Consider the following 21,056-nt stretch of genomic DNA (forward strand, 5'->3'; position numbering starts at 1 on the left):
CTCCGACACAGATCCCCGCCGGGCGCGGGCGGGACCAGCGGTCCCGGGGCGCGCCGTCCGGTCGGAAAGCACAATGGGTGTGACCGCCGGATGTTTCCGTCGGCGCCGCGTGCCCGACCCCGCGGCCCGGCTTTCGCGGCCCGGCTTTCGCGGCGCGTCATCGCCCCGTCACGCAGGACGCGGCAAATCTGCCACGGTCGCGGTCGCACGGGCGGGCGGCCCGGCGAACCGGCGGCTGGGCGGTTGCGGCCATTATAGCACTTGCTATACCGCCTGTGTTCCAAGTCGAGGCCGCTGGCCGGGAGGAGATCGCGGTGCCGAGCGTGCGGGTCAGCGGGAGCAGGGGACGCCGGGCGGGCCGGAGCGGCGCGCCGGCCGGGACGCGCCGCGTCCCCGGTCTTCCCGCGGCCCTGCTCACGGCTTCGCTCACCGCCCTTCTCGCGCCCGCGGCGCGTGCGGCGGACCTCGCCGCCCCGCGCCCCGTCTCGGCGCAAGCCGGGGCACCCGCCTTCGTGGACTGGTCGGGCGGCTATCTCGGCCTCCAGGGCAGCGCGGGGGCCTCCTTCGGCGCCCTCGGCTTCGGGCCGACGACTTTGGGCGGCCGCACCATTCCGGCCTTCCGCACCGGCGACGCCACCGGACGCTCCGACCGCGGGCGCGAGGCGACGACGGCGGTGGGCGGCATCTTCGGCGGCTGGAACTGGCAGCGCGGGCCCTGGCTCGCCGGCCTCGAGGCCGACGTCTCGGGCGCGAACCTGAAGCGGCCGGTGGGCTCGGACGCCGCCGCTCTCGGCTTCGAGGGCCTCGATCCGGTCTTCGACGCGGTCCGGGCCAAGACCGATCTCTACGGCCTCCTGCGCGCCCGGCTGGGCTACAGCTTCGACCGCGCCCTGGTCTACGCGAGCTTCGGCCTCGCCGGGGCGACGACGCGGATCCTCGCCACCTATCCGGACCTCGCGGGCGGTCCGACGGCGACCGCCCGGCGCGACCTCTCGTATCTCGGCTTCACCCTCGGAGCGGGCGTGCAATACGCGATCAGCGCGCACCTCGCCCTCGGCCTCGACTACCGCTACATCGATCTCGGCTCGAGCGGGCGCTTCGACCTCGGCGCCGTGCCGGGCCCGTTCGGCGGCCCGGTCACGACGCGCGCCGCCTTCACCTCGAACCAGATGCTGGCGCGGCTGTCGTGGTTTCCCGAGGGCCTGCGCCTGCCGCCGGAGGCGGAGGCGGCGGCCCCCCACGATCCCGATACCGGCTTCAGCGACCGGATCTCGCTCCACGGCCAGACCACCTTCGTCAATCAGGGCGTGCCGGGCTTCCGCTCGCCCTACCGCGGCGAGCAGAGCCTCGTGCCGCACCAGGCGCAGGCGACGACGACGGCCACCGCCTTCATCGGGCTCAAGCTCGCGGAGGGGACGGAGGTCTACTACAACCCGGAATTCAGCCAGGGCTTCGGCCTGTCGCGCACGCTCGGCATCGCGGGCTTCGTCAACGGCGAGGCGCAGAAGGCCGGCGCGCCGTTCCCGAAGCTGCGCTCGAACCGCTACTTCGTGCGCCAGACCTTCGGCCTCGGCGGCGAGACCGAGGACGTGCCGGACGGTCCGAACCAGGTGGCGACCCGCCGCGACGTCGAGCGCATCACGGTGGTGGCCGGCAAGTTCGCGCTCGGCGATTTCTTCGACGGCAACGTCTACGCCCACGACCCGCGCGTGGACTTCATGAACTGGTCGCTCTGGGCGGCCTCCGCCTGGGACTTCCCGGCCAACCTCCCGGGTTTCACGCAGGGCCTCTACGTCGAGTACAACACCCGGGATTTCGCGGTCCGGGCGGCCTACACCCAGGTGCCGAAGCAGCCCTCCAGCGACGTGCTCGACCCGCGGGTGTTCGAGCGGGCGGGCGCCGTGATCGAGCTGGAGACCCGCCACGTCCTGCCGGTGCTGGGGCAGCCCGGCCGGGTCCGCCTCGGCGCCTTCACCAACGTGGGCAACACCGCCAATTACCGCGCTTCGGTGGGGCTGACCCAGGCGGGCCTCTTCGCGGACGTGAACGACGCGGCGGCGGCCGACCGCCGCCCGCGCCGCAAGAGCGGCGTCTACGCCAATCTCGAGCAGGCGGTGACCGACGATCTCGGCATCTTCGCCCGCGCCAGCCTCAACGACGGGCGCAACGAGAGCCTGTCCTTCACCGACATCGACGCCAGCCTCTCGGGGGGCGTCTCGCTCAAGGGCGCGGCCTGGGACCGGCCCCTCGACACGGTGGGCCTCGGCGCCACCCTGAACGCGATCTCGCCCGCGCACCGGGCCTATTTCGCCGCGGGCGGCCTCGGCCTCCTCATCGGCGACGGGCGCCTCGCCTACGCGCCGGAGCGGGCCTTCGAGGCCTATTACGCCCTGAACCTGACGCGGTTCGTCACCCTGACGCTGGATTACCAGCTCGTGAGCAGCCCGGCCTACAACCAGGATCGCGGCCCGGTCCACGTCTTCGGCACGCGCCTGCACGCGGATTTCTGAGGGGCGCGTGTCCGCCGGGCCGGTGAAATCGGGGCGGGCGAGGCCGGAGCGGGGCGGGCGCCCCCGGCGCCGGAAGGGGCCCTAGGTCAGGCCCGACCGCGCCTCGCCGAGGCGCGGGACCCCGTCGAGGCCGCGGGCCTGCGCCGTCGCGTCGGTGCGTGGGGCGGATGCCGGCTCCCGGGGCGCCGCGCGCACCTGGTTCCGGCCGCCCTGCTTGGCGGCGTAGAGAGCGAGATCCGCCCGCGCGATGGCCGCCTCGATCGTCGCCTCGTCGGCCTCGACCGGCGAGACCCCGATGCTGGCCGTGACCGGCACGGCCGCGGAGCCGATCCGGAAGGGCTCGGCGGCCATGCTCGCGCGCAGCCGTTCGGCGACGGCCAGAGCCTCCGCGAGCCCGGCGCGATCCAGCACGATCACGAACTCCTCGCCGCCCCAGCGCGCCACGACGTCGTGGCTCCTGAGCACGCTCTGCACCCGGTCCACGAAGACGGTCAGGACGGCGTCGCCGCCATCGTGCCCGTAGGCGTCGTTGATCGCCTTGAAGCGGTCGATGTCGGCGATGAGGACCGCGACGGTCTGGGCGCGCGCCCGCCCGAGGAGCGCCGGGCGGGCGCGGCGGCCCAGCGCGGCGAACAGGCCGCGCCGGTTCAGGAGGCCCGTCAGCGGGTCGGTCCCGGCGAGGCGGACGAAGCGCAGGGTCGCGCGCTCGCTGGCCATCGCGAGGTAGCCGACCTGGATGAGGACGCCGCACCATTGATCGATGAGGACGGCGTAGACGCCGCTCTCCGGCGACGCCATCCGCTCGCTCGCGAACTGGGCGATCCCGATCGACAGCAGGAAGACGGCGCCGTAGCAGGCGAACCCCGAGGCGACGATGTACTGCGTCCAGAGCCGCCCATCGGGCGACGGCCAGACGACCTCGGCGAAGTTCAGCCCGGCGCCGACGACCATGCCGGCGAACACGCAGGTGAGGGCCCAGGCCGCCGACGCGCCGGCGCCGACGAGGAGCCCGTAGCCCAGGCCCGGGACCAGCGACAGCAGGACGGGCAGGGCGGCGCCGACCGGCCGGGCATGGAACAGGCGCAGGCCCACCCAGGCGATCGCGAGACTGCCGGAATACAGGCTGTAGACGCCCATGCCCTTGGCCGCCGTCAGCGGGACGGAGGGGGCATCGCCCAGCAGGAGGACGGAGGCCGCGAGCGAGAGCAGGAGCGCGGTGGCCCAGCACGCGAAGTAGCTTTCCGAGCGGTGCCGCATCAGGGCGATGAGGAAGACGAGCACGAAGGCGATGCGCGAGACGACGCTGGCGGCCATGAGCGTGTTGAGATCGAGCATGGCCGCCGCGCCTCCTTCCCTCAGGGCCGCGGCGGAACGCCGTGCAGGGCGCCTGCACGGACGTCGACGGCCCTGGGCCGGCAGCCCAAAGCATCGGGCGCCGCCTTCGATGTCCACCGGAAGAGCCGCATGCCTGTGAAGCGCTCTCGATCCGACGTCAGCTTAAGCGCCAACACCTAATAGTGTCTTAGGATCGCCGATGAGAACTATTAAATTGCATTGTCTCTGTATTCAATTCGAGATTGTATCGATGCGCGCCGCCGGAGGGGATCAGACCGCCTCGGAGTCCGCCGTCTCGCCGAAGATCGGCTCGAACGTGGCGCGCAGCTGCATGTCGACCTCGGGCAGGCCGACGATCCGGCCCAGATCGGCGAGGCTCGTCACCCCGTGCTCGCGCACGCCGCAGGGCACGATGCCGGAGAAATGGGCGAGATCCGGCTCGACGTTCAGGCTGAGCCCGTGGAAGCTCACCCAGCGCCGCACCCGGATGCCGATCGCCGCGATCTTGTCCTCGGCGCCCGGGCCCTTCTCGGGCCGGCGCACCCAGACCCCGACCCGGTCCTCGCGCCGCTCGGCCCGCACGGTGAAGGCCTCGAGCGTCGCGATGAGCCACGCCTCCAGGCTCGCCACGTAGGCGCGCAGGTCCGTGCGGCGGCGGTTGAGGTCGAGCATCACGTAGGCCACGCGCTGGCCGGGCCCGTGATAGGTGTACTGGCCGCCCCGCCCGGCGGCGTGGACGGGGAAGCGCCCGGGATCGACGAGATCGGCCGGCCGCGCCGAGGTGCCGGCGGTGTAGAGGGGCGGGTGCTCCAGCAGCCAGACGCATTCGTCGGCCTCGCCCCGCGCGATGGCGGCGGCGCGCGCCTCCATCCAGGCCACCGCCTCCGCGTAGCCGACCAGTCCCTCGCTGATCCGCCACGCCACCGGCGGGCTGCCCGGAAGCGGCAGGAAGGATTCGGGCCTGACGATCAGCCGGGATCCGGGCGCGTTTACCAAGGCTTCACCATGTTGCGTGGAAGGTCTCCCTGAGCACCGGGCGGCGCGCAAGGCAAGCGCCGCGCCCGGCTTCCTCGGCGAGAGCGTCACGCGTGTCGGTTCTGGAAGGCCTGAAGGTCGACGTCACGGTGGTGCTGGGGCGCTGCCGCATGCCGCTGCACATGCTGCTGCGCATGGGCCGCGGCGCGGTGATCGAGTTGGAGGCGACGGAATCCGACATGGTCGAGATCCTGGCCAACGACCATCCGATCGCCCGCGGCCAGATCGTGGTGACGGGCAACCGCATCTCGGTCGAGGTGACGGAGTTGATCCGCAAGGCCGAGTCCCTGCGCACGCCCGGCGTCACCATCGGCGACGGCGCGGTGCCCCTGTTCGACACCGCGGGCGACTTCCCCTAGCCGCCGGCGCGGCCCCGGACCGGACCGGCGCGGCAAAGATCTGCGCCGGGGCGCTTGTCGGGGCCGAACCGATCTGTTATCCGCTGCGCCGCTCACCCGAGCCGCGCAGCGGCGACATCCGGGGAGCGAACGGAACCCGGATCGGGTGCCGATGCGGCCATGGCGGAATTGGTAGACGCGCTAGCTTGAGGTGCTAGTCCCGCGAGGGGTGGAGGTTCGAGTCCTCTTGGCCGCACCACAATTTTTGTGTTGGTGTTTTCCCTCAGATCGACCGGATCGGCGCCGTGAGCCGGCCGGGTTTCCTGAACATCCTTGGCTAGCTTATGTCACCGCGCATTCCAGCGGTGGGCATCGAGCGTCGCGAGCGTGCTCTGCGCGAGCCTCCTCTTCTGCACGATACGTCCGGGATCCTGTGAACGCTCGCCAGCCTGTGCCGGTGAGGGGTGCGATTTCCATGGCGGATGCAGCCCGCTCACAAAACGGCATGGCAACAACGCGGGAGCCATAAGGCCACGCAGGCCGAGCACGCGTCGCGCCGGCACATACCGGAACCGCGCTCCGATCTCATGGGCGACTGGGTGGATCCGCTCAAGGCCGGCACCGGGAGGCGCCCGGAGCAGATGCATTCCGATCTCGACTGCCCCCTCCGACCGGGCGCAGGTTCCTGGCTCGTCCGCCGGATCGATCCCGCGACTCCGCCGTCGCGGCGGCCCGAAATGGACCTCCACCATACGCGCCACCCTGAGGGACCCGGAGACTGACGGGCTCGGCGCATGAATCCCCATCCCGCCGGGAGCGTCGCCGCCGGGCGCGTCCATGCCAACGGCGCGCGGTGTCCGGCATCATGCCCATATCGTACCCAAATCGGCACGGACCTGTCGTCAGTGTGGGGCTACCCGGAAGATCGGTCGCGTCACGGCCTGCCTATGGCGTGACGCGCGATCCTGCCGCCGATGCGGATGCGGCACGAGCGCTAGGAGGTGACGGCCGATCCCGCGGCGCGGCGGCACCCATGCCCGCACATCGCCGGTCTGGCGGGGCCGTCCCGGCTTGCGGTCGACGGCCCGAGACGTCCGCCGCGCCGGCACGGCGCGCCCGCCGTAGAAGCTGTGCGCGCGGCGCACAGGACAATCTCAGCGGGCAGACACGGCACTCAAATTCTCGACCCGTCCCAGTTTTACCTGGAAAATCTTCGTCTCCGGGCCTATTTGTCGATCGTTCCGGCGTCGAACCCTCGGCGTATGGATCGATGCCGGGGAGCGGATCAGGCTAAACCGGGTTCTCCGCGTGGCGGAATCAAGAATAATTCAGACGCGAAATGATGATCTCGGACGCTGTGCAGTATGGACGATCCGATCTGCAATATGTCTCTCTGCAATGTCGTCGATCGATTGAACCCTGGCCCCTCGGCCGCGCCTCGGATGGATGCCGGTGCAGCACGAGCCTCTCGAGATGATACGTCATGGTGCGGTCGATGGGACGTCGGATCTGGGTCGCGGGCCATGGCGGGATGGTCGGTTCGGCCATCGTCCGGCAGCTTGAGCGCAGCGACGCGGAGATCCTGAGGGTCGACCGGGCGAGCCTCGACCTGCGCGATCAATCGGCGGTCTACGACTGGGTCGCGGACAATCGGCCCGACATCGTGATCTTCGCCGCCGCGAAGGTCGGCGGCATTCTGGCTAATGCCAGCTTTCCGGCCGATTTCATCTTCGACAATCTCACGATCCAGAACAACATCATCCACGGCTCGCACCGCGCGGGTGTCGAGCGCCTCGTCTTCCTCGGCTCCTCCTGCATCTACCCGAAATTCGCCGCCCAGCCGATCCGCGAGGAGTCCCTGCTGACCGGGCCGCTGGAGCCGACGAACGAGTGGTACGCCGTCGCGAAGATCGCCGGCATCAAGATGTGCCAGGCCTACCGGAAGCAATACGGCCGGGACTACATCTCGCTCATGCCCTGCAACCTCTACGGGCCGAACGACAATTTCGACCTCGATTCGAGCCACGTGATCCCCGCCCTGATGCGGAAGCTGCACGAGGGCAAGGCCGCGCGCGCCGACCGGGTCGTGGTCTGGGGCACCGGGACGCCGCTGCGCGAATTCCTGCACGTCGACGATCTGGCCCGGGCGGTGCTGTTCTGCCTGGATGCGGTCCACGGCGAGGAGCACATCAATTGCGGGGCCGGGTTCGATATCCAGATCCGGGAGCTCGCGGAAACCCTGCGGGAGGTCGTCGGGTTCGCGGGCGAGCTGGTCTTCGATCCCACCAAGCCGGACGGGACGCCCCGGAAGCTGATGGATTCCGCCCGCCTGATGTCCCTGGGCTGGAAGCCCGAGGTCCGGCTCCGCGCGGGCTTGGCGGAGACCTATGCGTGGTTCCTGGCCAACGTCGTCCCGCGCGCGACCTGAGCCGCCCGGCCCCGCGCGGCGCACGCCGCGCTAGGGCTTGGCGAAGCCGATATCGGCGGCCACGGCCGTGAGCCGCTCGGGCGCGCGCTCCTTGCGCTCGCTGTAGCGGTCCACGAGGCGTTCGGCCCGCTCCCGCGTCAGCAGCGTGAACTTCATCAGCTCCTCGCACACGTCCACCACGCGGTCGTAGAGCGGCCCCGGATTCATCCGGCCCTCCGCGTCGAACTCCCGGTAGGCCATCGGCACGGAGGACTGGTTCGGGATGGTGATCATCCGCATCCAGCGCCCGAGCACCCGCAGGGCGTTGACCGCGTTGAAGCTCTGCGAGCCGCCCGAGACCTGCATCACCGCGAGGGTCCGCCCCTGGGTCGGGCGCACCGAGCCCTCGCTCAGCGGCAGCCAGTCGATCTGGCTCTTCATCACGCCCGTCAGGGTGCCGTGCCGCTCGGGGCTGACCCAGACCTGGCCCTCGGACCAGAGCGAGAGCTGCCGGAGCTCCTGCACCTTGGGATGGTCGGCGAGGGTGTCGTCGGGCAGGGGCAGGCCGTGCGCGTCGTAGATCCGGACCTCGCCGCCCATCGCCTCGAGCAGGCGCGCGGCCTCCTGGGCCAGGAAGCGGCTGAAGGAGCGCGCGCGCAGGGAGCCGTACAGGATCAGGAAGCGCGGCGCGTGCGCGAAGGGCCGGGCCGGGTCGAGGCGGTCGAGGGTCGGCACCTCGAAATGCGCCGGGCTGAGGTTGGGCAGGCCGTCGGCGAAGGGCTGCACCGGCTTGTCCAGGGGCTGCACGGGCTTGTCCAAGGCGGATCCGTCCTCTACACTTCAATGATGGTTGAGATATTGCACCGATGACGGCGGAGCAGCAAGCCGTCGCCGCCTTCGCGGCGCTCGGCCAGGAGCACCGGCTGCGCATCGTGCGCGCCCTCGTCATCGCCGGACCGGAGGGTCTCGCCGCCGGCGTCCTGGCCGGCGCGGTCGGCGTGTCGGGCACCAACCTGTCGTTCCACGTCAAGGAGCTGAGCCGGGCCGGGCTGATCATGTCGCGGCGCGAGGGGCGCTCGATCCTCTACAGCGCCGCCTATCCGGCCCTGTCCGGGCTGATCGCGTTCCTGATGCGCGATTGCTGCCAGGGCCGGCCGGAGGTCTGCGCCCCGGCCGTCGAGGCCCTGGGGGAGATGGGCATGGCCGACGCGGACCCGTCCGCGCGCTGCTGCGTCCCCGAAGGAGACCGGGACCATGCCTGAGCGCGCCGCGCCCGAAACCGGCGAGCGGGAGACCGCCTGATGGACGTCGTGATCTATCACAACCCCGCCTGCGGCACCTCGCGCAACGTGCTGGCGCTGATCCGGAACGCCGGCATCGAGCCGCACGTGATCGAGTACCTGAAGACGCACCCGGCTCCCGCGCTGATCCGGCAGCTCGCGGCCCGCGCCGGCCTCTCCCTGCGCGACCTGCTCCGCCAGAAGGGCACCCCCTACGCCGCGCTGGGCCTCGACGACCCCGCGCTCGGCGACGACCGGATCCTCGCGGCGATCGCGGCGCACCCGATCCTGCTGAACCGGCCGCTGGTCGTCGCCCCCGCGGGCGTGCGCCTGTGCCGGCCCTCCGAGACCGTGCTGGACCTGCTGCCCGCCCAGCGGGGCGCGTTCGCCAAGGAGGACGGCGCGCCGGTCGTCGACGCACAGGGCCGCCGCGTCGACACCGCCTGAGCCCCCGGCTGAGCCCCCGCCCGCATCACGCCCGCATCACGCCCACTGCCAGGAAGACGCCGTCCCGATGCTCGCGCTCGCCATCTTCGTCGCCACCCTCGTGCTCGTCATCTGGCAGCCCGGGGGCTTCGGGATCGGCTGGAGCGCCCTGATCGGGGCGGGCGTGGCCCTCGCCACGGGCGTGATCCAGCCGGGCGACGTCCCGGTGGTCTGGGGGATCGTCTGGGACGCGACCTTCACCTTCGTGGCGCTGATCGTGATCTCGCTGCTGCTCGACGAGGCCGGGTTCTTCCACTGGGCGGCGCTGCACGTCGCCCGCTGGGGCGGCGGCCGGGGCCGCCGGCTGTTTCCCCTGGTGATCCTGCTGGGCGCGGCCATCGCGGCGGTGTTCGCCAATGACGGCGCCGCCCTGCTGCTGACCCCGATCGTGCTGGCGATCCTGCTGCGGCTCGATGTCGGGCCGGCGGCGGCCCTGGCCTTCATCGTCGCCTGCGGCTTCGTGGCCGACTCGACCTCCCTGCCGCTGGTGATCTCCAACCTCGTGAACATCGTCAGCGCCAATTACTTCGGCGTGCCGTTCGGGCGCTACGCGGCGGTGATGGTGCCGGTCAATCTCGTCTCGCTCGCCGCGACCCTCGCGGTGCTGTGGGCCTTCTACCGGCGCGACGTGCCGGCGACCTACCCGGTGGGCGCGCTGGAGCCGCCCCGCGACGCGATCCGCGATCCGGCGGTGTTCCGGGCCGCGTTCCCGCTGCTCGGTGCGCTGCTGCTCGCCTACCTGGTCACCGCACCCCTCGGCGTGCCGGTCTCGGTCGTCACCTGCGCGGGCGCGGTGCTGCTGCTGGGGCTCGCCCGGCGCGGCGGGGTGATCCCGGTGCGGGCGGTGCTGTCGGGCGCGCCCTGGCAGATCGTGCTGTTCAGCCTGGGCATGTACCTCGTCGTCTACGGCCTGCGGAACGCCGGGCTGACCGACGCCCTGGCCGGCGGCCTCGTCCGCCTCGCCGCCCACGGGCCGTGGGTCGCCACCGTCGGCACGGGCTTCGCCGCCGCGCTCCTCTCCTCGGTGATGAACAACATGCCGAGCGTGCTGGTCGGGGCGCTCGCGATCCAGCAGGCGCCGGACCTCCCGCCGCAGACGCGCGAGCTGATGGTGTACGCCAACGTGATCGGCTGCGACCTCGGACCGAAATTCACGCCGATCGGCAGCCTCGCCACGCTGCTCTGGCTGCACGTGCTGGCGAGCAAGGGCCAGCGCATCACCTGGGGGCAGTACATGCGGGTCGGCCTCGCGATCACCCCGCCGGTGCTGCTGCTCACCCTGCTGGCGCTGGCGGCGTGGCTGCCCGTGCTCGGCGCGCGGTAGCCGGTCCGTGGGCGAGGCCCGGCCCGGGAGCCGCGACAGGCGCTGGCCGGTGATCTCCGCCCTCGGCGTGGTGCAGATCCTGGCCTGGGGCTCCTCGTTCTACCTGCCGGCGGTGCTCGCCGGCCCCATCGCGGCCGATACCGGCTGGCCGCTGGCCTGGGTGGTCGGCGGCCTGTCGCTCGGCCTGCTGGCGGCAGCCGCCGCCTCGCCGCGGGTCGGCGCCGCGATCCACCGGCACGGCGGACGCCCCGTCCTGGCGCTCGCCGCCCTGCTGCTGGCGCTCGGCCTCGCGCTGCTCGCCCTGGCGCCCGCGCTGCCGGTCTACCTCGCCGGCTGGCTCGTGCTCGGCCTCGGCATGGGCTGCGGCCTGTACGACCCGGCCTTCGCGACCCTCGGCCGCCTCTACGGCGGGGAGGCGCGGCCGGCGATCGCCACCCTCACCCTGTGGGGCGGGTTCGCCAGCACGGTGTGCTGGCCGCTCTCGGCCGTCCTGGTGGCCGGGATCGGCTGGCGGGGGACCTGCCTCGCCTATGCGGGCCTGCACCTCGCCGTCACGCTGCCGCTGGTGCTGCTGCTGATCCCGCGGAGCGCGGCCTTGCCCGCGGCGGACGCCCGGCCGGGGGAGGGTGGCGCGGTCTCCCGCCGCGACCGCCGGCTGCTGGGGCTGCTGGCCGGGGTGCTCATCCTCGGCGGGGCGATCATGGCGACGGTCTCGGTCCACCTGATCGCGCTGCTCCAGGCGCGCGGCGTGGCACTCGCCTCGGCCGTCTCCTACGGGGCGCTGATCGGGCCGGCCCAGGTGGGGGCGCGCGTGGTCGAGATGGCCCTCAAGGGGCGCCATCACCCGCTCTGGACGCTGACCGCGGCGTTCGCGCTCGTGGCGGCGGGGCTCGGGTTCCTGGCCTGCGGCCTGCCCGGCGTCGGGATCTGGCTCGTGCTCTACGGCGGCGGCAACGGGATCTACTCCATCGCGCGCGGGACGGTGCCGCTCGCCCTGTTCGGCCCCCTGCGCTACCCGCTGCTGGTCGGCCGCCTCGCCCGGCCGGGACTGGCGGCGCAGGCCCTCGCGCCGCCGGCCGCGGCCGTCGTGCTGACCCGGGCCGGCCCGGATGCCCTGTGGTGGCTGCTCCTCGTCCTGGCGCTCGCCGTGCTCGGCCTCGTCGCGGCGCTGTGGCGCGCCCGCGGGACGCCCGCCGCGTGACCCCGCCCCGGGGGGCGGCTGGCGCCCCCGGGGCCCCGTGCGGCTCCGGCGGAGGCCCCCCGGCCGCGGGAGGGGCGCGCCAAGGCGGCCGCAGGGATTCCGGGTGCAGGGATCTCGAGCGCAGGGATCTCGGGCGCGAAAATCCCGGGCCGTCCCGGCTTGATCGCGGCGCCCATCCGATGGACAAGCCCGGCCGGCGGCCGCCTCTCCGCGCGCCGCGCGGAAGGGACCCGGCATGGCGCGCTTGCCGAAACTGGCATTCATCGGGACCGGCGGCACGATCTCGTCGGTCGGCCGGGGGCCCCTCGATCTGCTCGACTACACGGCCACGGGGGAGCGCCTCTCGCCCGACGCCATCCTCGAGCGCGTGCCCGAGGCGCGCGCCGTCGCCGACATCGTGACGGTCCCGTTCCGGGCCGTGCCGAGCCCGGGCATCGGCTTCGCGGAGTGGCGCGATCTCGTCGTGCTCTGCGCGCAGCTCGCCGAGGCCCATCCCGACCTCGCCGGCATCGTGATCGGGCACGGCACCGCCACCCTCGAGGAGACGGCCTACGCCCTCAGCCTCACCCTCACGGTCGCCTGCCCGGTGGTGCTGGTGGGCGCGCAGCGCCCGATCAGCGCCCTGTCGAGCGATGCGGGCCTGAACCTCGTCGCGGCCCTGCGCACGGCGGCGGCGCCGGAATCGCGCGGGCGCGGCGTGCTCGTGGTGCTCAACGACGAGATCCAGGCCGCCCGCGAGGTGACCAAGACCTCGGTGGCGCGCCTGCAGACCTTCCGCACCCCGGATTTCGGCGTGCTCGGCCATGTCGACGGCGACGCGGTGCGCTACTACCGGCGCGCCGAGCGCCGGCACGCGCCCGGCACGCCCTTCGACATCCGCGACCGCTCCGCCCTGCCGCGGGTCGACGTCTCCTACGCCTACGCGGATGCGGACGGGACGGCGGTGCGGGCCTTCGCGGCGGCCGGGGCCCAGGGCCTCGTCTCGGCGGGACTCGCGCCCGGCATGACGCCGCCCGCGGAGGCCGCCGCCCTGGGCGAGGCGGTCGCGGCCGGCCTCGTGGTGGTGCAATCGACCCGGGCCGGCAGCGGCATCGTTCCGGCGACGACGCGGCTCGCCGAACTCGGGATCCTGAGCGCCGACAATCTCACCCCGCAGAAGGCCCGGATCCTGCTCGCCCTGGCGCTCACGGTGACGCGCGATCCGGCGGCGATCGCCGAGATCTTCGCGACCTACTGAGGTCCGGCCCGAGGTCCGGAGCCGGCGGGCGCGGCCGGGCGGCGGCTCCCACAGGGCCGCACAGGGCCCGCGCATCCCCCACCCGGCGCCCACCCGGCGCGCGCATGCCCCACAAGAGCGCACCCGTTTTCGTTGCGATTATCGATCGAATACACGTATTGGTTGGGTGATCGTCCCGACCGGGGAGGCGTGCCCTCCGTCGGGGCGAAGACGCGCGCCCTGCGGCGCGCGCCGGCCACGGCCCGGCGCCTCCCGGCGGGCGGGGCGGAATCCGGGGCGACGGCGCGAACGAGGATTTCAGGACGGACATGATCTGGGTCACGGATCACACCGGACAGACGACCTACCTGTGCCCCGAATGGTTCGCCTTCACCGGCCAGCCCGTGTCGGACGGTCTCGGGATGGGCTGGGTGGAGGCCATCCATCCCGAGGACCGCTCCGCCATCCGGGGGGCGTTCCTGGACGCCAACCGGCGCCGGGTGTCGTTCGTCCTGCACTATCGCCTGCGCCGGCACGACGGCACCTATGCCTGGGTGGTCGATGCGGCGGCGCCCTCCTTCAACCCGCAGACCTCGGAGTTCCTCGGCTATCTCGGCTCCATCGGCGGGGTCGATCCCGCCCACGCGCCGGAGGGGCCCGCGGCAGAGCTGGGAAGCCTCGACGCCCCGGTGGCGCAGGGGGAGTTCGCCGCCATGACGGATCTCGACCGGGCCGCCGAACTCCTCATCAGCGCCCGCAGCGCCGCGGCCGGCGCGAGCGACGATCTCGTCCGGCTGATCGATGCCGCCCTGTTCACCGCGGCGCGGGCGATCGTCCTGCGCGCGACGCGGCGGGAAGGGTCGGACAGCGTCCATTGAGGCCTGAGGCGGCCCGCTGGCCGCCGATCTGGATTGTGCACAATCGAGTTGTCTGCCGCTCGGTGCTCCTGTAGGAATCCGGAATGAGCCACGAGGATATGCGCGCCCCGGCCGCGCCGATCGCCATCTCCGCCGGTCCGGCCACGACCCTGGCGCGGATCGCCGCGACGCTGGACTGCCCGGTTCGGGCCTTCACCGATCAGGCGGGCGCCGACCGGGAGCTTGCCGACACGGTCGAGCTGCTCCGGCTCTGGCTGGCCCTGCCCGACGCCGTGGCGCGCGACGAGGTCCTGAGCCGCGTCCGGGAGCTGGTGGAACGGCCGGCGCCCTGACGGCGCCGTCGGTCAGGGCCCGCGCTCGTCCTCCCGGCCGATCACGACCACGTCCTGCAGGTCGGGCGCGTCGTCGCGCCGGAGCCGCATCACGCCGACGGCCTTGAAGCCCTGCTTGGGCCTGCGCTCGCGCCGGCCGATCTCGGCGTTGATCGCGCTGGCGACGAACTCCTCGGCGCTCTCTCCCAGGCGAAGCGCGGACCTCAGGGCCGCAGCCTCGGCCGGCGTGAGCCTGACCCTGCAAGGATCCATCTGTCCGAACCCCCCGGCGCCGCGCGACGGCGCGTCTCCGGCTCTTCAGGTCCGGATAGGCCCCGATGGTATCAGGTGCTCGAACGGCCGCAAACGCGATTCCCGGGATCTCGGCGACAGACCGGCACCGGCCGACAGGTCGAACTGCGTAATCCGGCGCCGCCGCGCCGGCGCATAGGGTGTTCGCGCAGGGGTCTCCGGGCCACCGGCGCCGCGCCGCGCGCCGGGGAGAGGGCCACGCGACACGGCCGCGGGCCGCGTCCGCAAGCCGCCGCGCCGTCGCGCACAGGGGTTCGGCGCGGCGGCGCGCAGGGTTCGGCGGAAGGGTTCGGCGGAGGGGTTGGCCGGCCTCGCCGGCAGGATGTTGCAGAATCGTGACTCGTCCGGAATCTCCCGCGCCTCAGCACCTTGCCGCATCATCGCCGGGGCCGGGAAATGCTATGTCGGACTCCGTTCCCCGGTGCTCCTGCTGACCGCCCCCCGCCATGTCCTCCGCAGCCGAAAACCTGATCCTTCAGCACCGCGAAGTCGTGGCGGTGGCCGCCACCTCGGGTGTCTTCTTCGCCGGCTTCCTGTTCGTCGCCTGGTTGATGGCCTGATCTGGCCACCGCCGTGACGGGTGTGGCAGAACGGAGAGGCCCGTCGGGCGTTGTCGCCTCGGCACTCCGGAGGACTTGCAATGCTCGGTCGGCTGATGTCGTTGCCGCTGCGGTTGAGAAACCGGCCCGAGGACGCGCCCGGGCCGGACACGGGCGGGGCGCGCCTCGCGCCGGATCCGCTGCCGGACTTCCCGCCGATGCGCCCGCTCCAGCCGCCGCAGGCCCGGAACGACGACGTGCTGCAACCCGTGCACGCGGCCGTCGAGGCGGCGCTGCGGGACGCGGGGTATCTCGGCTAGCGTGCCGTCCACCGCACGGGAAGCGGGCGCACGGGATGCGTGGCGGCCGCCCCGCACGCGGTCGGAGCCGTTGACGGCCGAGATCCGGGCGGCGGCGGAGGCCGAGGACGTCGCGGCGCTCCTGCGCGCGGCGCTCGCCGACGCGGAGACGGGCTGGAGCCTCGGCAGTTTCGGCGCGGTCGCCCTGTTCTGGCGCGACCCGGACGAGCCGGTCCGCGCCCTGCCCGATGCGCGCCTCGGCTACGCCACGGCCCGCGGCGCCCTCGCGCTCGCCCCCGTGCCGGGTCTCAGGCCCTTCGCCTACGAGACGGCGCTCGGCGACGGCTGGAACCACGCGCTGGCCCTGTGCCTGCCCGCTGAGGCCTGCGCGATGGGCCGGCGCGGCGTGGTGACGGAGCTCGGGCCCGACCGGATGGCGGCGCGCGCCGAGGAGGCCGAGGACCGGCTGTTCGATCTGGGCCTGGGCCTCGCGGCGGTCGATGCCTGCGTGCGGACCCGCGATCCGGATCTGCTGGCCGCCCTGCGGGCGGGCGCGGGCCGTCCGCTCTTCGCGCCCGGCAACCCGCTGCCGGCGCTGCTCGCGGCGCGGAGCCCGCACCGGGTGTTCCAGGCCCGCTTCGGGCGCATCGAGGTCTACGTGCCGCTCGCGCGTCCCGGCGAGGCCGTTGCGCAGGGTCCGCGCACACATGTCCTGCCCAAGCTCCTGCGCCACAACCGCACGCACGCGGCGACGACGCCGATTCCGCCCAACCAGATCCCCTGCGCCACCCTCCACCCGCCCCATCCCTGCAAGGACCGATTGGGGCAGCCCACCGCCTTCGATATGACGCGCCACACGGCCTTCCAGGCGAATCTCCTCCGATGGGGCGACCCGGACCTGCTGGCCGTCAAGCGCGGCGAACCGAGGAACAGCGTCGCGCCGCGGCACGCCCGGAACGTCCGGCTGGTCGGCCTGCTTCAGGCTGGTTGCCAGAAGCGGGCGGAGATCTGATTCGACTCAAGCGCCCCTTGAGGTGCCGGCTTCGTCGAACCGGAGACCTTTGCGATTACGGTAGATCCGAGCCATGATTGATGGCGCTCGTCATGCGGCGCAACTGGCTTCCAGGCAACAAATCCAGTCTCCCGCCCGCCGCGATTCAGCCTTTGGCCGCCGAACCTTGGCGTTGGACGCCCCGTTTTCAGGGGCGCTGCCGCGATTTGGATCCTGACCGGGGAAGTGCTTGGCCTGCCGCAATTCGGTGGCGAAGTTGCACCCGGCCTCGGAAGACGCTCGCGGCTGCCTGATCACGATTCACCCCGCGTCGGGGCCCAGGGTCGCATCCGCGCGATGATGTCTTGAGTGTTTGGGAGCGGGCCGCCGTCGTGAGCCGGGATGTAATACCGAGGGTGGACACCAGATCCACCCACCTGCACAGAGAATGAGTTCAAAGGAGCGAATGCGGTGTGTTAGCCAGCGAAATTACGGCTTTACATGCAACAATGAGACAAGCTTCGCGCGCCTCGTCATCAACCCATCGCGCATCCCTGCAACGCCGGGGGCAGTCCGGAGATTGGGATCAGGCCGGAAGGCCAATCCCCGGCTCGGAACGAGCCATGGGCGCCAGCTCGCTCTCACGAACGGCGCGCTCACCCGCGTCCGTGCGGATCCGATAGGACGGCTCGCCGCCGCGCTCCTCAGGCATCAGCCGGAGGATCTCGACAAGCTCAGCGGCGCCGTGCGCCCCGAGAGATCGCCGCACCCGCTGACCAATCTTGAACTTGTGGGACATCAATACTTCCTCGGTTCCACGGATGTCCCGCGCCGGGACCGGCGCGTGGGACCGCCGATCGTATCAGCGGCGCTTCTGCGCCTTGGCCTTGCGCGCCAGGTAGCGGGCGTCCCGCTGCAGTTTCTGCTCGGCAAGCCGCTCGCGAGCTCGCTCGGCCTCCTCGGCCTGGGCCTGTGCCTTGCGCTCCGCCTCTGCCTCTGCCTGAGCAGCTGCCTCCGCGGCCAAGCGCGCGGCTTCTGCCTCACGCTGAGCTTGCCGCTGCGCGGCGCGCTCGTCACGGGCTTCGGCGATCGCGCGCCGCGTGGCCTGCTGCGCCTGCACGGCCGGGCTGTCCGACGAGGGCCGGGCACGGAAACGAGCGAGCATCTCGCGGCGGGCTTCCGCCGAGGATTCGAGACGGCCGGTGACGGTCTGGGTATTGCGAAAGCTCACGAACTCTCCTGGTAGTGGTGGCTGCGAGCTGGATGCAGCCCGAAATGAAGAAGCCGCCTCAGGTGAGGCGGCTTCGATCAGGGTACGCGAAGCGCTTAGGCGCTCTGGAGCTGGCCGGCGGACTGCTTGCCGCTGCGCCGATCGGTTTCCATCTCGTAGGAAACCTTCTGACCTTCCGTCAGGCTGCGCATGCCGGCTCGCTCGACGGCGGAGATGTGGACGAACACGTCCTTGCCGCCGTCATCCGGCTGAATGAAGCCGAAGCCCTTCTGGTCGTTGAACCACTTCACGGTGCCGATGCTCATAGGATATCCTTAGACGTCTTCGCAGGCGAATGCCCGGTGCCGCGCGCGTCGAGGCGCGCCGCGGATTGCTCAATCGATAGGGAAAGAAGGTAAGAACCGCCCTGCGAAGGCGTTACGGCCCAGATGATCCGGCCACATATCGATGGTCTAGATCTACGACTCGGTGGGCAATTTTGCAAGCTACGACGAAAAATTGATCGTCCGGACAAGATTGAGCGCACGGGCATCGTGCAGACACGGAACACCGCAAGGGTGCCGTTGGGTACGATCTGACCTGGGCAACACCCGATCCGCTTCACGTTCCTCGGGGACGACCGCTTCGGCCCAGGCCCTCCGCCGTCAACCTCGCGCGGATGCGAGTCCTTCCAATGTCCGCCCTGCGACCTGCGCGATCGCTTTGAGCAACGTCCGCATTTCGGAGCCGGCGAGAGCGTCGTAATCGTCGCTCTCGGCGAGCTTGAGGACGGCCTTGAGCGCCTCTTCCGCCGTCAAGGGGGCAGTCGGCATCACATCAGAGACTGGCATTCGGTCTCCCCATCCCTCAAGCATCACCGTATCGCCGATTTCTCTGGAACCGCACTCACTTTCCCGTGCGCCCGCAGCGTCCGCCAAGGTCGGCGCTTCCACTTACCCTCACAGACGTACTCGGCGATGGCGCGAGCGAGACGGTCGGCCTGCGGTGGGGTCCTGCTCCAGGATCCGGGGCTCCGTGAACACGGGCTAGATCTGAGTCCCACGAGTACGCCTTCCTGCCCGGGAAAGCCGGTCTCGCGGCCTCGTTCCGATGTGTCGGGACGAGGCCGCGAAACGGCGTCATTTTGTTGTCCTGCCGCTGGAACACGCATTGCCAACCACCTGAGAAGGCCCCAACTTCTGTTCCATTGTGGAGCAGGCACTGGCCAACCGGTCAGGATCGATATCATGCTGACGCTCACCGCCCCGGAATCGACCCAGCGCGGCCCTTTCGCCGAACGGCGGGCCGTTGCCATCGCCAACGCGAACTGGTTCCGCACCATGGCGTGGCGGGCCTTGCGCGACGGGCAGCCGAATGGGGCACTTCGTGCCGCCAATGCGCGGGCCGCCGCCCGGATCGTCCTGAGGCAGGCGAAGCGTGATGCGCGGGTGAGCGCGATGGCCAACGCGGCCCTGGCCCTCGATTCTTAGCCGCCCCTCCACACACCGCAGACCGGAACCGGAAGGCCCCAGGAATCCAGAATCGAGAACGGCGCCCGATCGGATGGGATCGGGCGCCGCTTGATGACCTTCAGACCGTACTAGGCTCCGGCTTACGCCAGAATGTCGCGGTCCTTGGTCTCCGGGATGAAGATAAGGCCCACCACGAAGGTGAAGAGCGCGATCACGATCGGGTACCAGAGGCCGAAATAGATGTCGCCGGTCTGGGCCACCATCGCGAAGGCGGTGGCGGGCAACAGCCCGCCAAACCAGCCGTTGCCGATATGGTAGGGCAGGGACATCGAGGTGTAGCGGATTCGGGTCGGGAACAGCTCCACCAGCGCCGCCGCGATCGGGCCGTAGACCATCGTCACGTAGATGACGAGGATCGTCAGGATGCCGATGACGGCGAGCTTCTGGTTCGTGAAGATATCGATCGGGTTGGCGGCCTTGACCACGCTCGGGTTCGAGGCCGCCGGGTAGCCGGCCTCGGTGAGCGCGGCGGGCACGGCCTTCGCGAAGGCGGGGTCCGCCACCGGGAAGTCACGGCCGTTCACGCTGACCACCGTCGGCGAGCCGGCGGGGAGTTGCTCGGTCTTGTAGGCGACGGCGCTGCGGGCCAGGAGCGCCTTGGCGATGTCGCACTCCTTGGTGAATTTGGCCGTGCCGACCGGGTTGAACTGGAACGAGCATTCGGCCGTGTTCGTCTTCACCACAACCGGCACGTTCGCCTGCGCCGCGTAGAGCGCCGGGTTGGCGTTCGCCGTGAGCATGTTGAACAGCGGGAAGTAAGTCAGCGCCGCGATCAGGCAGCCGCCGAGGATGATCGGCTTGCGGCCGATCTTGTCAGAGAGGCTGCCGAAGATCAGGAAGCCGCCGGTGCCGAGGATGAGCGACCAGGCGATCATCACGTTTGCGGTGAACTGATCGACCTTCAGGATGCTCTGGAGGAAGAACAGCGCGTAGAACTGCCCCGTGTACCAGACCACCGCCTGGCCCGCGGTAAGGCCGAGCAGCGCCAGCAGCGCCCACTTGGCGTTCTTCCATTGGCCGAAGGCCTCGGAGAGCGGCGCCTTGGAATGGGTGCCCTCCTCTTTCATCTTCTGGAAGGCCGGGCTCTCCTGCATCTGCAGACGGATCCAGACCGAGATCGCGAGCAAGGCGACCGAGACCAGGAACGGGATGCGCCAGCCCCAGACCTGGAAGGCCGTGAGGGTCGTGGTGGTGCCGTCGGCGTTGGTCACCGTGGTGCTTGGGAAGGCGCTGTTCACGTAGCCCTGCGTCGACAGGATGATGATCAGCGAAAGCAGCAGGCCCAGTGTCGCGGTGGTCTGGATGAAGGCGGTGTAGAAGCCGCGCCGGCCCATCGGGGCGTGCTCGGCCACGTAGACCGCGGCGCCGCCGTACTCGCCGCCGAGCGCGAGGCCCTGGAGCATGCGCAGCGCCAGCAGCGTCACGGGGGCGACCCAGCCGATGCCGTAGGCGTTGAGCGTGGTGTAGGAAGGCAGCAGGCCGACCGCGAAGGTCGAGATGCCCATGATCAGGATGGTGACGAGGAAGGTGTACTTGCGCCCGACCATGTCGCCGAGCCGGCCGAACACCAGCGCACCGAACGGGCGCACGAGGAAGCCCGCCGCGAACGCGAGCAGTGCGAAGATGTTGCGCGTCGCCTCCGGGTAGGCCGAGAAGAACTGCGCGCCGATGATCGCCGCCAGCGATCCGTAGAGATAGAAGTCGTACCACTCGAAGACGGTCCCCAGCGAGGAGGCCAGAATGACCTTCTTCTCGCCGGCACTCATCGGCCTAGCCGCGTCTCCGGGCCGCGCCATTGCGGTTGCCCCAGCCATCCTGTCGATCCTCCGGGTTGTTGGTCCTTGGGCGTCCG

At 71.3% G+C, this 21,056-nt stretch carries 22 protein-coding genes and 1 tRNA gene; 14 read left to right on the forward strand and 9 right to left on the reverse strand.

What is annotated here, in order from left to right; all coding sequences use genetic code 11:
- The first annotated feature begins 410 nt into the window (after nt 1-410).
- Nucleotides 411-2,510 carry a carbohydrate porin gene (locus tag ACS5RC_RS13980; protein ID WP_478344741.1) on the forward strand — a complete coding sequence of 700 codons (2,100 nt, stop codon included), beginning with the start codon at nt 411-413 and terminating at the stop codon, nt 2,508-2,510.
- A gap of 81 nt (nt 2,511-2,591) precedes the next feature.
- On the opposite strand, the gene ACS5RC_RS13985 is transcribed toward ACS5RC_RS13980, so the two are convergent.
- Nucleotides 2,592-3,845: a GGDEF domain-containing protein gene (locus ACS5RC_RS13985; protein ID WP_478344480.1), complete on the reverse strand. Its 1,254-nt coding sequence runs from the start codon at nt 3,843-3,845 to the stop codon at nt 2,592-2,594.
- A gap of 270 nt (nt 3,846-4,115) precedes the next feature.
- Nucleotides 4,116-4,841, reverse strand: a complete 726-nt coding sequence (lipB, locus tag ACS5RC_RS13990) for a lipoyl(octanoyl) transferase LipB (protein WP_478344481.1) — start codon at nt 4,839-4,841, stop codon at nt 4,116-4,118.
- 92 nt (nt 4,842-4,933) lie between these two features.
- Here lipB and ACS5RC_RS13995 point away from each other — a divergent pair, with 92 nt between their 5' ends.
- The 3 genes from ACS5RC_RS13995 to fcl all read left to right on the forward strand — a co-directional run bounded on the left by ACS5RC_RS13995 (nt 4,934) and on the right by fcl (nt 7,646).
- Complete coding sequence (locus tag ACS5RC_RS13995) at nt 4,934-5,239, forward strand: FliM/FliN family flagellar motor switch protein (protein ID WP_478344482.1); 306 nt, start codon at nt 4,934-4,936, stop codon at nt 5,237-5,239.
- A 153-nt stretch (nt 5,240-5,392) separates the two neighbouring features.
- Nucleotides 5,393-5,477: transfer RNA gene (locus ACS5RC_RS14000), tRNA-Leu, on the forward strand.
- A gap of 1,224 nt (nt 5,478-6,701) precedes the next feature.
- Nucleotides 6,702-7,646 (forward strand): GDP-L-fucose synthase, encoded by a 945-nt coding sequence (gene fcl / locus ACS5RC_RS14005; protein WP_478344483.1) that lies wholly within the window; start codon nt 6,702-6,704, stop codon nt 7,644-7,646.
- A 30-nt stretch (nt 7,647-7,676) separates the two neighbouring features.
- Here fcl and arsH read toward each other — a convergent pair whose 3' ends face one another.
- Nucleotides 7,677-8,423: an arsenical resistance protein ArsH gene (gene arsH, locus ACS5RC_RS14010; RefSeq protein ID WP_478344742.1), complete on the reverse strand. Its 747-nt coding sequence runs from the start codon at nt 8,421-8,423 to the stop codon at nt 7,677-7,679.
- 68 nt (nt 8,424-8,491) lie between these two features.
- Here arsH and ACS5RC_RS14015 point away from each other — a divergent pair, with 68 nt between their 5' ends.
- From ACS5RC_RS14015 to ACS5RC_RS14045, 7 genes are all read left to right on the forward strand, one after another.
- The gene (locus ACS5RC_RS14015) at nt 8,492-8,887 is read left to right on the forward strand and encodes an ArsR/SmtB family transcription factor (protein WP_478344484.1); all 396 of its coding nucleotides are present in this window, start codon (nt 8,492-8,494) and stop codon (nt 8,885-8,887) included.
- Nucleotides 8,888-8,926: 39 nt separating this feature from the next.
- On the forward strand, nt 8,927-9,352 hold the full coding sequence (arsC, locus tag ACS5RC_RS14020; RefSeq protein ID WP_478344485.1) for an arsenate reductase (glutaredoxin): 426 nt from the start codon (nt 8,927-8,929) through the stop codon (nt 9,350-9,352).
- 67 nt (nt 9,353-9,419) lie between these two features.
- The gene (locus ACS5RC_RS14025; protein ID WP_478344486.1) at nt 9,420-10,715 is read left to right on the forward strand and encodes an arsenic transporter; all 1,296 of its coding nucleotides are present in this window, start codon (nt 9,420-9,422) and stop codon (nt 10,713-10,715) included.
- Nucleotides 10,716-10,764: 49 nt separating this feature from the next.
- Nucleotides 10,765-11,916: an MFS transporter gene (locus tag ACS5RC_RS14030; protein WP_478344487.1), complete on the forward strand. Its 1,152-nt coding sequence runs from the start codon at nt 10,765-10,767 to the stop codon at nt 11,914-11,916.
- Between the two features lie 235 nt (nt 11,917-12,151).
- Nucleotides 12,152-13,153 carry an asparaginase gene (locus ACS5RC_RS14035; RefSeq protein ID WP_478344488.1) on the forward strand — a complete coding sequence of 334 codons (1,002 nt, stop codon included), beginning with the start codon at nt 12,152-12,154 and terminating at the stop codon, nt 13,151-13,153.
- Between the two features lie 308 nt (nt 13,154-13,461).
- Nucleotides 13,462-14,010, forward strand: a complete 549-nt coding sequence (locus ACS5RC_RS14040) for a PAS domain-containing protein (protein ID WP_478344489.1) — start codon at nt 13,462-13,464, stop codon at nt 14,008-14,010.
- An 83-nt stretch (nt 14,011-14,093) separates the two neighbouring features.
- Nucleotides 14,094-14,342 (forward strand): hypothetical protein, encoded by a 249-nt coding sequence (locus ACS5RC_RS14045; protein ID WP_478344490.1) that lies wholly within the window; start codon nt 14,094-14,096, stop codon nt 14,340-14,342.
- A 12-nt stretch (nt 14,343-14,354) separates the two neighbouring features.
- Here ACS5RC_RS14045 and ACS5RC_RS14050 read toward each other — a convergent pair whose 3' ends face one another.
- Nucleotides 14,355-14,594 (reverse strand): hypothetical protein, encoded by a 240-nt coding sequence (locus ACS5RC_RS14050; protein WP_478344491.1) that lies wholly within the window; start codon nt 14,592-14,594, stop codon nt 14,355-14,357.
- Between the two features lie 679 nt (nt 14,595-15,273).
- Between ACS5RC_RS14050 and ACS5RC_RS14055 the strand changes: the two genes are divergently transcribed.
- Nucleotides 15,274-15,492, forward strand: a complete 219-nt coding sequence (locus tag ACS5RC_RS14055; protein ID WP_478344492.1) for a hypothetical protein — start codon at nt 15,274-15,276, stop codon at nt 15,490-15,492.
- 82 nt (nt 15,493-15,574) lie between these two features.
- Nucleotides 15,575-16,483, forward strand: a complete 909-nt coding sequence (locus ACS5RC_RS14060; protein WP_478344743.1) for a DUF6925 family protein — start codon at nt 15,575-15,577, stop codon at nt 16,481-16,483.
- A gap of 565 nt (nt 16,484-17,048) precedes the next feature.
- Here ACS5RC_RS14060 and ACS5RC_RS14065 read toward each other — a convergent pair.
- The 4 genes from ACS5RC_RS14065 to ACS5RC_RS14080 form a co-directional block, all read right to left on the reverse strand.
- A complete protein-coding gene (locus tag ACS5RC_RS14065; protein ID WP_478344493.1) occupies nt 17,049-17,261 on the reverse strand; it encodes a hypothetical protein in 213 nt (70 codons plus the stop codon).
- A gap of 63 nt (nt 17,262-17,324) precedes the next feature.
- Nucleotides 17,325-17,693, reverse strand: a complete 369-nt coding sequence (locus tag ACS5RC_RS14070; protein ID WP_478344494.1) for a DUF6481 family protein — start codon at nt 17,691-17,693, stop codon at nt 17,325-17,327.
- A 95-nt stretch (nt 17,694-17,788) separates the two neighbouring features.
- Nucleotides 17,789-17,998 carry a cold-shock protein gene (locus tag ACS5RC_RS14075; protein ID WP_478344495.1) on the reverse strand — a complete coding sequence of 70 codons (210 nt, stop codon included), beginning with the start codon at nt 17,996-17,998 and terminating at the stop codon, nt 17,789-17,791.
- Nucleotides 17,999-18,337: 339 nt separating this feature from the next.
- Nucleotides 18,338-18,625, reverse strand: coding sequence for a hypothetical protein (locus tag ACS5RC_RS14080; protein WP_478344496.1), 288 nt, complete (start codon nt 18,623-18,625; stop codon nt 18,338-18,340).
- A gap of 294 nt (nt 18,626-18,919) precedes the next feature.
- On the opposite strand from ACS5RC_RS14080, the gene ACS5RC_RS14085 reads away from it, so the two are divergent.
- Nucleotides 18,920-19,162 (forward strand): hypothetical protein, encoded by a 243-nt coding sequence (locus ACS5RC_RS14085; RefSeq protein WP_478344497.1) that lies wholly within the window; start codon nt 18,920-18,922, stop codon nt 19,160-19,162.
- A gap of 122 nt (nt 19,163-19,284) precedes the next feature.
- On the opposite strand, the gene ACS5RC_RS14090 is transcribed toward ACS5RC_RS14085, so the two are convergent.
- Entirely contained in the window at nt 19,285-21,018 is a 1,734-nt protein-coding gene (locus tag ACS5RC_RS14090) for an MFS transporter (RefSeq protein ID WP_478344498.1), read from the reverse strand.
- Nucleotides 21,019-21,056: the final 38 nt, after the last annotated feature.

It is taken from the genome of Methylobacterium sp. HJ2 (assembly GCF_056431005.1).

Coding starts and splice junctions, on each gene's coding strand:
- ACS5RC_RS13985 (WP_478344480.1), bottom strand. CDS start 3,845: ATGCTCGATCTCAACACGCTCATGGCCGCCAGCGTCGTCTCGCGCATC.
- fcl (WP_478344483.1), top strand. CDS start 6,702: ATGGTGCGGTCGATGGGACGTCGGATCTGGGTCGCGGGCCATGGCGGG.
- ACS5RC_RS14015 (WP_478344484.1), top strand. CDS start 8,492: ATGACGGCGGAGCAGCAAGCCGTCGCCGCCTTCGCGGCGCTCGGCCAG.
- arsC (WP_478344485.1), top strand. CDS start 8,927: ATGGACGTCGTGATCTATCACAACCCCGCCTGCGGCACCTCGCGCAAC.
- ACS5RC_RS14025 (WP_478344486.1), top strand. CDS start 9,420: ATGCTCGCGCTCGCCATCTTCGTCGCCACCCTCGTGCTCGTCATCTGG.
- ACS5RC_RS14035 (WP_478344488.1), top strand. CDS start 12,152: ATGGCGCGCTTGCCGAAACTGGCATTCATCGGGACCGGCGGCACGATC.
- ACS5RC_RS14040 (WP_478344489.1), top strand. CDS start 13,462: ATGATCTGGGTCACGGATCACACCGGACAGACGACCTACCTGTGCCCC.
- ACS5RC_RS14045 (WP_478344490.1), top strand. CDS start 14,094: ATGAGCCACGAGGATATGCGCGCCCCGGCCGCGCCGATCGCCATCTCC.
- ACS5RC_RS14050 (WP_478344491.1), bottom strand. CDS start 14,594: ATGGATCCTTGCAGGGTCAGGCTCACGCCGGCCGAGGCTGCGGCCCTG.
- ACS5RC_RS14055 (WP_478344492.1), top strand. CDS start 15,274: ATGCTCGGTCGGCTGATGTCGTTGCCGCTGCGGTTGAGAAACCGGCCC.
- ACS5RC_RS14065 (WP_478344493.1), bottom strand. CDS start 17,261: ATGTCCCACAAGTTCAAGATTGGTCAGCGGGTGCGGCGATCTCTCGGG.
- ACS5RC_RS14075 (WP_478344495.1), bottom strand. CDS start 17,998: ATGAGCATCGGCACCGTGAAGTGGTTCAACGACCAGAAGGGCTTCGGC.
- ACS5RC_RS14085 (WP_478344497.1), top strand. CDS start 18,920: ATGCTGACGCTCACCGCCCCGGAATCGACCCAGCGCGGCCCTTTCGCC.
- ACS5RC_RS14090 (WP_478344498.1), bottom strand. CDS start 21,018: ATGGCTGGGGCAACCGCAATGGCGCGGCCCGGAGACGCGGCTAGGCCG.